This window comes from Streptomyces sp. NPDC058198 (assembly GCF_042882605.1).
Taxonomy (GTDB): Bacteria; Actinomycetota; Actinomycetes; order Streptomycetales; family Streptomycetaceae; genus Streptomyces.
This window is the reverse complement of record NZ_JBHVVP010000005.1, coordinates 148,312-162,182: the sequence shown is the minus strand read 5'-3', so window position 1 is coordinate 162,182 and position 13,871 is coordinate 148,312. Positions and strand designations below refer to the sequence as shown.

Sequence of the window (13,871 nt, the reverse complement as noted above, 5' to 3'; positions counted from 1 at the left end):
ATGGGCCGCCACATCTACAGCTGCCCCCTGCGCTGGTCGGACATGGACGCCTTCGGGCACGTCAACAACGCGGTCTTCATCAGCTATCTCGAAGAGGCCCGCATCGACTTCATGTTCCGGCTCGCGCCGGGCGACGGCTCCCCGTCCTTCTCCGGCGGGTCCGTCGTGGCCCGCCACGAGATCGACTACAAGCGGCCGCTGGTCCACCGGCACGAGCCGGTGACCATCGAGTCGTGGGTGACGAAGATCAACGCCGCTTCGCTGACGATCGCGTACGAGATCAAGGACGCGGACCAGGTGTACGTACGGGCCTCGACGGTCGTCGTGCCGTACGACCTGGCGGCCGGGCGGCCGCGACGGATCACCGAGGAGGAGAAGTCCTACCTCCTGAAGTACCTGGACGCGGACGAGGGTGTTCTCGCGGCATGACCACGCCCGTGACGGCACTGGAGTTCGCCGACGCGCGGGAGGCGGCCGATCTCGGTGCCTTCCTCGCCCGGCTGATCCACTACGACCGCGCCGCCGCAGTCCGGCTCCAGGCCGGCGGCGGCGCGCTCGCCGTGTTCGGCCGGCCGGCGTCCTTCGAGGTGCTGGCCATCCGGACCGCCCGGCTGGCCGCACCGTACGAACTGGATGTCACCGTCTCCGCCGGTGAACTCCTCGAATCCATCGACGAGACCGAGGGCGCCGCGGCCGTCCCCGCGGCCGTCACCGGTCCGCCGTGGGCCGGAGTGCTGCCGCCGCGCGGCGGCTGGCAACAGGTGCCAGGACTGCCGGACGAGGACGCGATCCGGGCCGCGCTGACCGCTGCGGTCGCCGAATTCCGCTCCCGGGACGAGCAGTTGACGCCCGACAGCCGGACCCGCGCCGAACGCGACCGGATCGGCCGCGAGATATGGTCCAGGACCCTTGGCGACACCCGTCTCCCGCTGCGGGCCGTGCACGCCGCCCAGTCGCTGGGCTTCCTGCGCCCGGTCCGGGTCATGGCGGCGGCCGGCCCGGCGCCCGAGGAGCCGTTGGCGCTGCTGGCGTCCGGCGGCTGGCTCCGGCTCCGTACGCGGTACGGCTCGATCGCGGTACGCCGCGCGGGACTCGGCAGCCTCACGGTCACCCCGGCCTGAGACACACTCACCCCGGCCTGAGCGCGCGCCCGCGCGCCCGGGTCCGGGGGGCCAGGTCAGCCCGGGGTGTTGACCATCGAGGCGGCGGCATAGGTCAGGTAGTCCCACAGCTGCCGCTCGTGCGCCTCGGACAGTCCCAGCTCGTCGACCGCCACCCGCATGTGCTTCAGCCAGGCGTCGTGCGCGGCCTTGTCGACGGCGAACGGGACATGGCGCATCCGCAGCCGGGGGTGGCCGCGGTTGTCGCTGTAGGTGCGGGGACCGCCCCAGTACTGCATCAGGAAGAGCGTGAAGCGCTCCTCCGCGGGGCCCAGGTCCTCTTCCGGGTACATCGCCCGCAGCAGCGGGTCCTCCGCGACCCCCTGGTAGAAGCGGTGAACCAGGCGCCGGAAGGTTTCCTCGCCGCCGACCTGCTCGTAGAAGGTCTGCTCCTGAAGCGTGCCGTGCGGAATCTCTTTCACCCGTCCATGGTCTCAGACGCACCGGCCGAGGACCTCGGTCCTAGGTCCTGTCCGCCCCAGGACCGGGTGCCCGTGCGCCGGGTCTGTGCATCAGGGCCACCCGCCGGGCCCACTCGCTTCCGGACCGCTCACCCAGGACAGTGGAGGGATGGGCGCACACCGTGACGAGGCGTACGGGCCGGACGACGCGGCCGCGGCGCGGGCGCGCGCCGCGCTGGTGGAGGAGATCGCGGCGTCCGGGGCGCTGGACGATCCGGCCTGGCGGGCCGCGTTCGAGGAGGTGCCGCGCCATGTCTTCGTGCCGTACTACTTCGTCAGCCGTCCCGGCGGCTACGACCGGCTGTGGAGCGGCGACCCCGACGCGGCGCGGCGGCAGCGCTGGCTGAGGGGGGCGTACGCGGACGGGCCGCTCGCGACCCGGGTCCGCGACGGTGAGCTGATCTCGTCCAGCAGCCAGCCCTCCCTGATGGCCCGCATGCTGGTGGAGCTGGACGTACGGGACGGGGACCGCGTCCTGGAGATCGGCGCGGGATCCGGCTACAACGCGGCCCTGCTCGCCCACCGGCTGGGCGACCAGCGCGTCACCACCATCGATCTGGATCCGGAGATCACGGAGTCCGCCCGCACGCATCTCGCGGCGGCCGGCTACCGCCCCGCCGTCTTCACCGGCGACGGAGCGCGCGGCGTCCCGGAGCGCGCGCCGTTCGACCGGATCATCGCGACCTGCACCCTGCCGTCGGTGCCGGCCGGCTGGCTGGCGCAGTGCCGGCCGGGGGCACGGATCCTGGCGCCGCTCGCCACCGGACTGATCGCGCTACGGGTCGGCGACGGCGCACACGGACTCTGCGCGGAGGGACGCTTTCTGCACACCCCCGCGTTCTTCGTACCGCTACGGGGCGTCCCCGGGGGCGGTCCTACGGCGCGGCGGGCCCTCGGCGGACTGCCGAGGCGCACGGCCGAGAACGACCTCTTCCGCTTCCTGCTCGCGCTGACCTCGGGCAGTCTGGATCCGCACGAGGCGCTCTCCCTGTGGGAGCGCGAGCGGCGCCCGGAGCGCGAGCGGTTCGGCGTCACCGTCGCCGGAGACAGCCAGTGGGCCTGGCTGGACGACCCCTCGGGGCCGTACCTCTGGCCACTGGGCCCCGGCGGGTTCAGCCTCGGCGGATCGTGATCGTCGTCCAGGCGCCGACATGCACCCGGTCGCCGTCCTTGAGCGGGACGGGGACATAGGGCTGTATCGGGTCCTCGGCGCCGTTGAGCGTGGTGCCGTTGGTGGAGTTCTGGTCGACCACGGCCCAGCTGCCGTCCGGCTGGTGGACCAGGACCGCGTGCTGGTGCGAGACGCCCGGGTCCTCCGGCGGCACGGACAGGTCGATGTCGGGGGACTCGCCGGTGGAGTGGCGGCGGCGGCCGATGGTGACCTGGTTCCCGCCCAGCGGGAGGCGCTGCTCGGGGGAGTACGCCGGCAGATTCAGCCCGGTGGCCTCGGGGCCGCTGCGCTGCATCATCGCCATGAAGTACTCACGGTCCGGGCCGACGACCGCCGTCCAGCTCGCCGGGGTCTGGGGCTGCGGCGCCGAGGGCTGCGCGGCCTGGTGCTGCGCGGTCTGCGGGGCCGGGAACTGCGGTGTCTGGTGCGAGGAGGGCGGCGGCAGCATCCAGTCGTCGTCGCCGGTCCGCCGGGGCTGCGGCGGGGCCAGCGGGGCGGAGGACTGCTGCGGGAAGGCAGGCGGCGCCGGCGGACCCTGTTGCACGTACGGCGGCGGGGGCGGCGGGCCCTGCTGATGCGGGCCCTGCCGGTGCGCGTCGGGCCGGTGCGGGTCCTGCTGCGAGGGCCGGTCGGGCGTCAGCGGCTCGGCAGGCCGGTTCAGCTGCGAGGGCCGCGAGCTCTGGTACTCGTACGGGTCGTGCGGCCGGGGCGGCTGCTGGGCCTGGAAGCCCGGCGGCAGATTGAGCCCGTGGACGGGACCGCCCATACCGGGACCGCCGCCGGGACCGCCGGGACCGGGCTGCTGCGGAGCCAGCGGGGTGTACGACGTCGCCGTGTTCGTCAGGAAGTTCCAGCGGCACTCCTCGCAGAACGGAGCCATCGGCTCGCGCGGGGTGCGGCACTGCGGGCACAGCTCGGCCTGGGCGGTGGCGTCAGGGCCCTGGCCCTGGGGATAGCCGTAGCCGAGCGCGGGCGGCGGCGGGGGCGGCGGCGGCACGGCGCCCGTGGGAGCGCCAGGACCGGCCATGCGATGGCCGCAGACCTCGCACCAGTCGTCGGAACCCGACTGGTGTCCGTTCGGGCAGGTCGGCATGTCGGCGCTTCCCCCTCTCCTCGTCCGGCCCGCAGGCCGCTGCTCGCTGCTACTTCTTGACGCGTACGGTCTTGGTGGAGCGCGTTTCGAGGGTCATCTCGTCCGCATCGGCGACCTTCGCTTTCAGTCGCACAGTACCTGTCGCCGCGTCGACCACGTCCACCACCTTCGAAAGCAGTTTCGCCGTATCGGCGTTCCCTGACGAGGCGGCGAGCTGCACGGCGCGCCCCAGTTTCGCGGTCGCGCCGTCGAAATCGCCCGACTTACGGGCATCCAGGCCCTGTTGGATGACGTGTGCCAGTTCGGCCTGGCCCGTGTAGTGCGCGACCTGGGGGTTGATGGACGTGGAGGCCGCCATGTCGTCCGTCCACACGGCGCGGACCAGCCCCTGTGACAGCACCTGGGGAGCGCCGCCGCCCGGCGCGGGAAGTATCAGCGAGACCCGCGCGGCCAGCATCTCCTGACCGATGCCGGCCTCCGGGACCTTCACGCATACGTGGTAGTCGCGGGATTCGTCGCCCCAGGAACCGGTCGGATAATCCCCGGCCCGCGGCCCCGCCTCGGTGCGCCGGCCGGTCAGCTCCTCGACCGTGGGCGCCACTTGCTTGACGAAGCCGATCTCCACCCCGACGGGCGTCCAGAGCCGAAGTGCCACATCCGCGACCTCCTTGCCCATCGCGTTCTCCATCATCTGGGTGAAGTCCGCGGCGAGGCCCGCCGGATCGGCGACGATATCGGCGGTCCCGAGCAGCGCGGAGGCGATGCCGGTGACCTCCTTGACCTCCCAGTCCGTACCGACACCCCTGGCGTCACAGGTGAAGCGGCCCGCGCAGGTGTCGAGCGCGGCCTTCAGGTCCTCCGGGGACTCGTGCTCGTTACGGCCGTCGGTGAGCAGGATGCCGTGCCGGATGGGGACATCGGCCGTGGCCAGCAGCCGGTCGGCCAGCCGTAGCCAGGTGCCGATGGCCGTGCCGCCGCCAGCGCTGAGCCGGCGCAGCGCCTCCTTGGCCTGGGCCCTGGTCTGCGTGTCGGCGACGGCGAGCCTCCCGTTGCCCGGGAAGACCTCCTTCGCCACATGCGTACCGCCGACGATCGCGAAGGCGACGCCGTCGCGCAGGGTGTCGACGGCCGCCGCCGTGGCATCGCGCGCGTTGCGCATCTTCGTCGGCGGGTAGTCCATCGAACCCGAACAGTCGACCATGATCACCACGGCCGCGTTCGGGCTGTGGCCGGGCAGCGCCGAGGGGGTTGACGAGGATCCCGCCAGTGGCACTCCGCCGGTGGTGCCGCCCCCGGTGGACGTGACCGTGACGATCGCGTTGACCTCGCGCCCGCCCTCGGGCAGGTATTCGTTCTGGTACACGTCGACGGAGAACTGCGGCACGTTCGACTTGGAGAAGTTCGCCATCTGTATCGGCTCCTTGACGCTCCACACAGCAGAGACAAGTGAAAAAGGGGTCAGCGAAACGGGCATGGGGGGTCGAGGTCGGACAGAGTGGTGCTCACGCCGTGTTGTAGGCGGATCCTGCCCCTTGCGGCGGCACGGCGAACGGCAGTACGGCCACTGTTACGTTGTCGTGGCCCCCGCCGTCCAGCGCGTGCCCGACCAGCACCTGAGCCGCGTGCAGCGGGCGTTCCGCGGCGTCGGCAGGCAGCGCCCTGGCCATCTCGTCCGCACCCTCCGCGTAGTTCCACAGACCGTCCGTGCAGACCACCACCACTCCGGGGCGGTCCGGCTTGAAGGACGCGGTGTGCGGCTCCAGTTCGTACGCGTCGGCGCCGAGCCAGCCCGTGATGGCGTGGGCGCGCTCGTCCGCGTACGCCTCCGCCTCGTTCATCAGGCCGGCCGCGACCATCTGCGCGGCCCAGGAGTCGTCCTCGGTGAGCCGGGCGGGCGGGCCGCCGCGGTCGTCGGGCACCCAGTACGCCCGGCTGTCGCCGATCCAGCCGACGACCAGCAGGCCGCTCGCCACCACCGCGCCGACGATCGTGCACGCGGGGGCGTTCTGATGGGGGTGCGGATCGCGCGCCGTCGCGCCGCCCGGGTGGGTGGCCAGGCAGTTGACCGCCTCGGCGGCCACGACGATCGCCTCGTGCATCGCCTGCTGCGGATGCGTTCCGCGTGGCAGCGCTTCGAGCAGGGACTCGTTCGCCGAGGCGGCCGCCGCGGCCGAGGCCTCGTCGGGGCGGGTCGCCGAGGAAACTCCGTCGCAGACGATCGCGACCACGGCGGGTGAACCGTCCTGGAGGGCGGCGGAGGACACGGCGAACGCGTCCTCGTTGCGGTGGTGCCGCAGTCCGCGGTCGCTGACCGCGGCCACCGCCCCGAGCTCCTGCTCCACATGGTCACGCTCGCGCGGCTGGGCATGGCCGCAGTTCTCGCAGTAGCCGTCCGTGTCGACCCGGCCCGCGCGGCAGGCCACACACAGCTTGCTGCCCGCGTTGGACGCTTGGGCGGGATCCGTGGTGCGTGGATCGGCGCAGGGGCCGGCCGAGGCCGGATCGGACGGGACCGGGCCGGCGGTGTCCCGGGCCGAGGCGTCCCGGACCACGGAACCCGGCGCGTTAACGGCGTTCCCGGGAGCGGACGTCCCCGGAGCGGGTGTCCCAGGGGCGGACGTCTCCGGCGCCGGTGTCCCTGGCACCGGCGTCCCTGGCGCGGGCAGCTCGAAGTCGCCCGACTGCGAAGGCAGTTCCGAGCCGCCCGAGTCCACCCCCGGCAGCTCACCGGGCAGATGCACAGGCGCGTGGGCGTCCGAGCCGTCCGTTCCGGTGGCGGGGGGCCACTCCACACCGGCGACCGGGGCGCCGGGCAGCGTCTGCCCGGCGCCGGTCATGACGATGGTGGGATGGTCGTCCGGTCGTGGAGGTACGGCCGACAGGTCGTACCCGCACGCGCCGCAGAACAGGTCGCCGGACTCCAGCGGCTCCGTGCAGCCGGGGCATGTCGGCCGACCGGCCGACTGGGGCATCTGGGACATCAATCACACCCACGTCCGGGGGCGGAAACGGTTGGCCCGTTCCACCAGTTCGATCCTCTCCTCGCCGCGCTGAGCGAGCCGGGCGAGCACCCGGTACGAGCGTTCCAGTCCGAAACGCAGGCCGCGCTCGTCCAGTTCGCTGCCGAGCAGCACGGCCTGTACGGGACTGGACCCGGGACTACCGGAGAGTACCCAGTCCAGGGCCGTGCCCAGTACCTCTGTCGACAACTGTTCACGCCGTACCGCGTCCAGACCGAACTGCTGCAGCGCGGACACCTGTTGGGCGGCCGCTGTCAGATCATCGATCAGCGGCGGCTGCGCGCCGGAGCCGGGGGCCGGCGCGTGCGGGCCGCGCTGGCGCAGCCGGGCCCGTACGGCCGCGACCCGCGCCGCCGTGTAGTGGATCGACGCCTCGGGAACCGACTCCAGCGTCCGTACGGCACCGACCCGGTCACCGGCGGCCAGCTGCACCCGGGCCAGGCCGAACGCGGCGCTGACATAGCTCGGGTCGGTCGTCCAGACGAGGCGGTAATACTCTGCGGCGTTGTCCAGCTGGCCGAGCACCTCGGCGCAGACGCCCAGGGCCAGCTTCGGGGCCGGCTCGCCGGGGAACGCGTCGTAGATCGCGTCGAAGGAGAGCGCCGCGATCTCGTCGTCGCCCGCGGCGAGTGAGGCGATGCCGCGGTACCAGACGACCCGCCAGTCGTCGGGACGGCGGGCCTCCAGGGCGCTCAGCGCCTCGGCGGCCGTGGCCGGTTCACCCATCTCCAGCCGGGCCCGCAGCTCGCGCAGTCTCCGCTCCACCGAGTCGGTGGGGGCGGCGGCCAGTGCGGAGATCAGTTCGGCGGGTGCCGAGGCCATCAGACCGGCCAGGAACCCGGCGTTCGGATCGTTCGGATCGACGCGCGGTACGGGCAGCGCCAGCGCGGTCGCCCGCGCGTCGAGGGACGCGAGCAGGGGCGCGCCCGTGCCGTTCGCCGGCGCGGCCGTACCCGTGGTGCCTCCGGCGCGGGGAGCGGGGACAAAGGGCTGCGCGTGCGCGTACGGCACCGCTGCCGCGCCCGGGGAAGGGGCCGGGGCCGCCGGGTCGAGGCCGCCGGCCCCCGGAACGCCGGGCCGTGCTCCCGGCGCCGGCAGAGCGCCCGCGCCGATGCCCGGCGGCAGGGCAGGCACCGGAGGAAGGCCGTGGGGGGCCGCGGCCACCGCCTTCGTACGACGGCCGAACCTCCCGCCGCCCGGCGCCGGCTCCACGCGCACGCCCAGCCGCGAGACGTCCTCCGTCAGCTCCGCGAACAGCTCCGTGTCCGTGACCCGCAGCTCGGGGCCGAACAGGGTCGACAGCGCGGGCCGCGGCCGGCCCGTCTGCAGCGCGACGACCTCCCGCAACACGCCCGTCAGCTGCTCAGCCATCTCCTGGGCCGAGGAGAACCGCCGCGCCGGATCCGGGTCCGTCGCCCGCACCAGCAGCCGGTAGAAGGATTCGTACGTCCGGAAGACATCGATGTTGTCGGGGTCCGGGAGCGAGTCCACGAACACATTCGTATAGCCCTGGAAGTCGAAGGTCATCACCGCCAGGGTGCGGGCCACCGTGTACAGATCGGAGGCCACGGAAGGACCGGTCTCCGCGACCTCCGGCGCCTGGTACCCGACGGTGCCGTAGATCGCCGACTCGTCGTCGTCCATCCTGCGGACCGCGCCCATGTCGATGAGCTTGAGCTGATCCTCGGTCTGGATCGCGTTGTCGACCTTGAAGTCGCAGTAGAGCAGATTGCGGCTGTGCAGGTGACCGAGCGCCTCCAGCGCCTCGATGCCGTACGCGCAGGCCTGCTCGACCGGCAGCGGATCACGCTTGCCCGCACCGGTGCGCCGCTCGTTGGCGATCTCCTTCAGCGACTTGCCGCCGACGTACTCCATGACTATGTAGCCGTCCATGGAGCCGGTGCGCTGGTCGAGATGTTCCACGAAGTTGTAGATACGGACGATGTTGGAGTGCTCGATCTCCGCGAGGAAGCGGCGCTCGGAGATCGCCGCCTCCATGGCGTCCTGGTCGCCCGTGTCGAGCAGGCCCTTGAGGACCACCCAGCGGTCCGAGACGGCGCGGTCGATGGCCAGATAGACCCAGCCGAGGCCGCCGTGGGCCAGACAGCCCACGACTTCGTACTGCCCGTGCACGATGTCGCCGTCGTGCAGCTTCGGTACGAAGGAGTACGGGTGCCCGCACTTGGTGCAGAACCCTTCCGTACGGCCGGGCCGGTCGCCGCGGGCGCGGCCCACCGGCGCCCCGCAGTCGGAACGCGAGCAGTACCGCTTGCGCTCGGGCACCTCCGGGTTCGCCATCACCGCGGAGCGCGGGTCGGGACGCGGCACGTCCGGTACGGAGACCAGTCCCGCGCCCAGCCGGTTGCGCCCCGACGCGGCCGTGGAAGAACCGGAGCTGCGCACCGACACCGACCGGGAGGTCAGCCGCCCGGACAGCGCGCGCGACAGCCGGCCGGAGACCGAACGCCGTGAGGTCGACGAGCGCGAGGAGGCCCGGGAGGAAGCCCGGGATGAGGAGCGCGCGGAGTCGCTCCTGCCCGAGCCGCCGCTGCCCCTGCCGCCGCCGGTGATGCCGGTGGGCGGCGACGACAGCACGCCGTTGGGCGAGACGACGGGGGCCAGACCGCAGGTGTCGCAGTACAACTCACCGCCGCCCATGTCTTCGTACGAGCCCTCACAGCCGGGGCGCTGGCATGTGTTCGTCGCGCTCATCGGTCCCCCCGTTCGCCTTCTGTTCTCTTCGCCGCACGTCCCGTCGCCGCTCTCACGCGTCCCCCCTGCGGTCGGTGGGCTCCGGCCGGCGCGGGACCAGGATCTCCGCCGCCGCCTGCTGGTAGCGCAGCACCGCCTGCTCGGCGACGCGCAGATCGCACGGCGCGCTCCACAGCATCCTGCGGGCCGCGTCGTACCGCTCGATCAGCACCGGGTCCTCGGCCATGCCGTGCCGGGCGATCTTCGCCTTGTACGCGTCCAGCCGGCCGCGCAGCTCCGCGCGGACCGCGAGCGGCGCCGTGACCGCCGTCAAGGACTCGCGGGCGCGCAGCAGTTCGTCCTCGGCGTCGCGCTCCAGCGACTCCAGCAGCGGTGAGAGCCGGTGCCACTGGGCATGCCTGCGGTGCTCCGCCGCGGTCGAGAGCCGCTCGTGGAGCACGGTCGGCGGACCGCTGACGGCCGGTACCTCGGACGCCGCGATCTTCGCCAGCACCTCACCGCGGGCCGACCGTGCCTCGGCGAGGGTACGGTCCGCGCGCGACAGCACGTCGCGCAGCCGCATCAGCCGCTCCTCCGAGTCCTGGCGCACCGCGAGGACCGCTTCGATCTCCCGCCGTACGTCCTCCAGGGCGCGGGCCGCCCGGTCGTAGCGCTCGGTGTCGGGACGGCCGCCGCCCGGGGCCGAACTGCCGGGCGCGGGACGCCAGAAGGCCAGCGGATCGGAGACCACTTGGGCGCGCAGGGCGCTCAGCTCATGGGTGATCGACTCCAGGTCGTCGCCGGCCGGGTGCTCCCCGGGCCGTACGCCGACGGAGTGTGCCAGCGAGCGCGTGCGCTGCAGCTCCGCGGAGAGCAGATCGATCCGGGCGGGCAGCGCGGACCACACCGAGTCCGCGGCCACGACCATGTCCAGCGAGCGCGCGTACAGCCCGTTCATCCGGGACACCAGCTCCGCGAGCGTGAAGTGCTCGGAGAGCTTGGCGGGACCGGTGAGGGACGGCGGCTGGTGCTCGGCGGTGCCCGCGATGGTCACACCGCGGCCGCGCAGCGTCTCGGTCAGCTCCACCAGATCGTCGCGGTTCGGCCAGCGCCGCCTGGCGCGCGCCTCACGGGCGCCGCTCAGCGCCGCGGCGTAGTGGTCGAAGTACGTCCACAGCAGGGTGATCGACTGCTCGGCGTCGGCCCAGCGGTCCTTGGTGACCCCGGTGAGCCCGGCCCCTTCGAGGAGTCTGCGGCCCGCGTGGTCCTGCAGGGCGAGCAGCGAGGTCTCGATCGCCTCGTGCTCCGCTTCGAGGCGTGCCAGAGCTCGGTCCACCTCGTCCCGGTCCATCACCGGTCCCGGCGGACTCCCCGTCGAGTCGGGGAAGGAGCCCGTGGCGCCCATCGATCACCTCTCCGCTCTTGTCCGTACGACGCGTACGACTGACTGGAAGCACTGGAAGCTCTGAAAGGTCCAGCAGTACTGGCAGCTCTCGCAGGACCGGAAGGTCCGGCGGAACTAGCTGTTCTCCTTGTACTTGGCGCCCGGCGGTGCGGTTATTCCGGGCAGGCCCGCCTCCAGCCACTTCCGGTACGACGTCATCCAGGGACTGTTCGCCCCGCCTGCGCGATACCCCTCCAGCACCTTGTTCACCCGGCGTATCAGGTCGTCGTTGCCGAGCTTGGCGGCGACGCCGTAGTACTCGACGGTGAACGGCTCTCCTTGCAGCTCGACCGCCGGGTCCTGGGCCGCCTGGCCTGCCGCGAGGGCGTTGTCCGTCACCACCGCGTCCACCTCGCCCAGCTGGAGCCGGACCAGACAGTCGAGCTGGTTGGGCACCGTCAGCCGGTCCTCGTCGGCCGGCTGTCCGTCGTGCTTGTCCTTGAACTCCGCGCCGTACGACTGCTTCTCCAGGGCTTCGTACGCCGTCGAGCCCTCGGCGGAGCAGACCCGCTTCCCGGCGAGGGACCGGTCGTAGCCGGTGACCGTCGAGTCCCTGGGGGCCAGCACCTGCTGACCCGCCTGGAAGTAGGCGGTGGAGAAGGCGACCTGCTTGATCCGGGCGCAGTTGATCGTCATCGTCCTGACGACGAGATCCACCGTGCCGTTCTCCAGCGCCCCGACCCGCTGATTGGTGGGGATGGCGCGGAAGATGATGGCGTCCGGATCGCCGAGTATGTCCTTCGCTATGGCCCGGGCCAGATCGATGTCGAAGCCTTCCAGACTGCCGGTGGCCGGGTCGCGGTAACCCCAGCGGTAGCTGTTCTGGTCGACACCGACGATCAGCTTCCTGTTCGTACGGGCCTTGATCTTCTCTATGGTGGCGCCGTCCTCGCCGGAGGCCGGGAGGCTGGCCTCCGGTTCCGTGCACTCGTCGGCCTTGGCGGGCATGGCCGTGGCGATCCGCTGTCCTGACTCCTCCGGCCCTTCGGCGACCGAGTGCGACAGCGGCAGCAGGGTGAGGGACGCCGTCAGCACACAGGCGGCGGCCATGGCGGAGACACCGCCCCAGCCCCGGAGCCTGTCGAACGGGCGGAGCCCGCGGGACCGGCGGGGCCTGTCCATGGAAGTCATCCCTCCGCCTCTCACCGGTACTCCGAAAGCCTGCGGCCGATGCCCAGGATGGCGCCCACCGCACCGACCAGGGCCAGTACCCCGGCTCCGACCGCCAGTCCGGTCAGCGCGCCCCGGCCGTCCGAGGCGGCCCGGGTGAACTCCCGCTGCTCCTGGACGAGCGCCTTCCGCAGTGCCGTGTCCACCTGGTCGAACGACTGACCGGTGGATTCCTCGCTGCCGATGACCTTCTTCAGCGCGCCCTCGTAGTCACCGGCCTTGTCGGTCTTGCTGGCCGACGTGTGGCGCTCCCGCCACTGGGCGACCGAGGAGATCGCGTCGTCCACCGGCTTGCCGCCCGCGCTGTCGTCGGCGAGCTTCTTCGCCTCGCCGAGCGCGGTGCTGAGCTTGTCCATGCCCGTGTTGTAGTCCGTCTCGTACTTGTCGTTCTTACCGTCCGCCGTGAGGACGGCGCCCCGCGCCACCAGTGTCAGGTTCTCATTGGCACGGGCCTTGAGGGAGTTGATCCGGGCGTCGTTGAGGACCTTCAGTGATTCCTGCCCGTGTACCTGAGCGGTATTCAGCTCGGCCCGCGCGACGGTCTGCCCGACGGCCAGCCACAGCAGCAGGACCGTGGCCGAGGCGGTCGCGGCCAGCAGGCCCTGGTTGAACACCCGGTTCGTCCGGAGGTAGTTGCGCCGCTGGGCCCAGAAGAGGCCGCCGAACGCCAGCACCCCCATCACCAGGGAGACGAACGGCCAGAGCCGCGCGTCGTCGTTGTCCTGAGCGAGCCGGTCCGTCTCCGCCGCGTACAGCTTCTCGGCCGCGGGCAGCAGTTCGTTGGCCATCTGCTGGTTCGCGTACCGCAGATAGGCGCCGCCCAGCGGCAGCCCCTGCCGGTTGTTGGCGCGGGCGCGCTCGATCAGACCGGTGTAGCGGGGGAGCCCCTCGTTGAGCGTGGCGATCTGCCGGGCCGAGTCGCTGGAACTGTCCGTATTGGCCGCGGCCTTGACCAGCAGCCCGGACGCCTTCTCGATGTCGTCCCGATAGCGCTGCTGCACCTTCGGCGGCTCCTGCGCGCCCGCCAGGAAGCCGCTCGCCGCGGCCGTGTCGGCGTCGGCCAGCGAGCGGTAGATGTCCGCCGCGTCCGCGCTCAGCGGCTGACTGTGGCTCACCACGTCGTCGGCGGCGGAGAACCGGTCGGCGGCCTCCCATGCCGTCACCGCCCCGAACGCCACGACCAGCAGCGCCAGTGCGGCTCCGATGATCCTCAGCCGGCCGGGCTCGGTCATCGCCGCCGCGCGCAGCCGCTCCGTGGTCTCGGTCCACGCGCTGTGGCGCGCGGGCGGCGGAGCCGGTGGCTGTACGGGCGGTTGCGCCGGCGCGTGCGTGGGCGCCGATGGTGGCGCGGGGCGCACATTCGGCGGGTAAGTCACGTGACCTCCCCCTCGGTCATTTGACGACGGCGGCCCGCCCCCGGCGGGTGGGGGACGAGTCCCAGGCCAGCAGTATGGCCGCAGGGACCGACAACTGCACAAGGCTTGACTGGATCTTCCTCCTGTCGCGCCCGCCGCGGCCGTCCGCTCTCCCCACCATGAATACGCCACTGACCCGTGATCGGTTCCCGATCACGGGTCTTCGTACGCGTTCGGATGAGCCGTCAGACGGCGGGAGGCACCGAGCTCGGAGGCATCGGGGGTGAACGCACCGGTGTTGAACGC

At 72.3% G+C, this 13,871-nt stretch carries 11 protein-coding genes; 3 read left to right on the top strand and 8 right to left on the bottom strand.

All coding sequences use genetic code 11. The features are described from left to right. Window positions 1-429 (top strand): acyl-CoA thioesterase, encoded by a 429-nt coding sequence (locus ACFVWW_RS19675; RefSeq protein WP_384188319.1) that lies wholly within the window; start codon window positions 1-3, stop codon window positions 427-429. Then, window positions 426-1,121, top strand: coding sequence for a hypothetical protein (locus ACFVWW_RS19670; protein ID WP_386877577.1), 696 nt, complete (start codon window positions 426-428; stop codon window positions 1,119-1,121). The genes ACFVWW_RS19675 and ACFVWW_RS19670 overlap by 4 nt, the downstream gene beginning before the upstream one ends. Before the next feature lie 56 nt (window positions 1,122-1,177). Here ACFVWW_RS19670 and ACFVWW_RS19665 read toward each other — a convergent pair whose 3' ends face one another. Continuing rightward, entirely contained in the window at window positions 1,178-1,582 is a 405-nt protein-coding gene (locus tag ACFVWW_RS19665; protein ID WP_384188315.1) for a globin, read from the bottom strand. Between the two features lie 148 nt (window positions 1,583-1,730). Here ACFVWW_RS19665 and ACFVWW_RS19660 point away from each other — a divergent pair, with 148 nt between their 5' ends. Continuing rightward, a complete protein-coding gene (locus ACFVWW_RS19660) occupies window positions 1,731-2,753 on the top strand; it encodes a methyltransferase domain-containing protein (protein ID WP_386877576.1) in 1,023 nt (340 codons plus the stop codon). Here ACFVWW_RS19660 and ACFVWW_RS19655 read toward each other — a convergent pair. The 7 genes from ACFVWW_RS19655 to ACFVWW_RS19625 all read right to left on the bottom strand — a co-directional run bounded on the left by ACFVWW_RS19655 (window position 2,734) and on the right by ACFVWW_RS19625 (window position 13,586). Further along, the gene (locus ACFVWW_RS19655) at window positions 2,734-3,885 is read right to left on the bottom strand and encodes an FHA domain-containing protein (RefSeq protein WP_386877575.1); all 1,152 of its coding nucleotides are present in this window, start codon (window positions 3,883-3,885) and stop codon (window positions 2,734-2,736) included. The genes ACFVWW_RS19660 and ACFVWW_RS19655 overlap by 20 nt on opposite strands. A 49-nt stretch (window positions 3,886-3,934) precedes the next feature. Next, window positions 3,935-5,293 (bottom strand): VWA domain-containing protein, encoded by a 1,359-nt coding sequence (locus tag ACFVWW_RS19650; protein ID WP_384188310.1) that lies wholly within the window; start codon window positions 5,291-5,293, stop codon window positions 3,935-3,937. A 94-nt stretch (window positions 5,294-5,387) separates the two neighbouring features. After that, on the bottom strand, window positions 5,388-6,866 hold the full coding sequence (locus ACFVWW_RS19645) for a protein phosphatase 2C domain-containing protein (RefSeq protein ID WP_384333069.1): 1,479 nt from the start codon (window positions 6,864-6,866) through the stop codon (window positions 5,388-5,390). 3 nt (window positions 6,867-6,869) lie between these two features. Next, window positions 6,870-9,617 (bottom strand): tetratricopeptide repeat protein, encoded by a 2,748-nt coding sequence (locus ACFVWW_RS19640; protein WP_386877574.1) that lies wholly within the window; start codon window positions 9,615-9,617, stop codon window positions 6,870-6,872. Window positions 9,618-9,669: 52 nt separating this feature from the next. Continuing rightward, a complete protein-coding gene (locus tag ACFVWW_RS19635; protein WP_386877573.1) occupies window positions 9,670-11,001 on the bottom strand; it encodes a hypothetical protein in 1,332 nt (443 codons plus the stop codon). 114 nt (window positions 11,002-11,115) lie between these two features. Beyond that, window positions 11,116-12,162, bottom strand: coding sequence for a glutamate ABC transporter substrate-binding protein (locus tag ACFVWW_RS19630; RefSeq protein ID WP_384333060.1), 1,047 nt, complete (start codon window positions 12,160-12,162; stop codon window positions 11,116-11,118). 20 nt (window positions 12,163-12,182) lie between these two features. After that, a complete protein-coding gene (locus tag ACFVWW_RS19625) occupies window positions 12,183-13,586 on the bottom strand; it encodes a hypothetical protein (RefSeq protein ID WP_384188302.1) in 1,404 nt (467 codons plus the stop codon). Window positions 13,587-13,871: the final 285 nt, after the last annotated feature.

Excerpts from the sequence above, each read along its gene's own strand:
- ACFVWW_RS19675 (WP_384188319.1), top strand. The coding sequence starts at position 1 with ATGGGCCGCCACATCTACAGCTGCCCCCTGCGCTGGTCGGACATGGAC.
- ACFVWW_RS19670 (WP_386877577.1), top strand. The coding sequence starts at position 426 with ATGACCACGCCCGTGACGGCACTGGAGTTCGCCGACGCGCGGGAGGCG.
- ACFVWW_RS19660 (WP_386877576.1), top strand. The coding sequence starts at position 1,731 with ATGGGCGCACACCGTGACGAGGCGTACGGGCCGGACGACGCGGCCGCG.
- ACFVWW_RS19655 (WP_386877575.1), bottom strand. The coding sequence starts at position 3,885 with ATGCCGACCTGCCCGAACGGACACCAGTCGGGTTCCGACGACTGGTGC.
- ACFVWW_RS19650 (WP_384188310.1), bottom strand. The coding sequence starts at position 5,293 with ATGGCGAACTTCTCCAAGTCGAACGTGCCGCAGTTCTCCGTCGACGTG.
- ACFVWW_RS19645 (WP_384333069.1), bottom strand. The coding sequence starts at position 6,866 with ATGTCCCAGATGCCCCAGTCGGCCGGTCGGCCGACATGCCCCGGCTGC.
- ACFVWW_RS19640 (WP_386877574.1), bottom strand. The coding sequence starts at position 9,617 with ATGAGCGCGACGAACACATGCCAGCGCCCCGGCTGTGAGGGCTCGTAC.
- ACFVWW_RS19635 (WP_386877573.1), bottom strand. The coding sequence starts at position 11,001 with ATGGGCGCCACGGGCTCCTTCCCCGACTCGACGGGGAGTCCGCCGGGA.
- ACFVWW_RS19630 (WP_384333060.1), bottom strand. The coding sequence starts at position 12,162 with ATGGACAGGCCCCGCCGGTCCCGCGGGCTCCGCCCGTTCGACAGGCTC.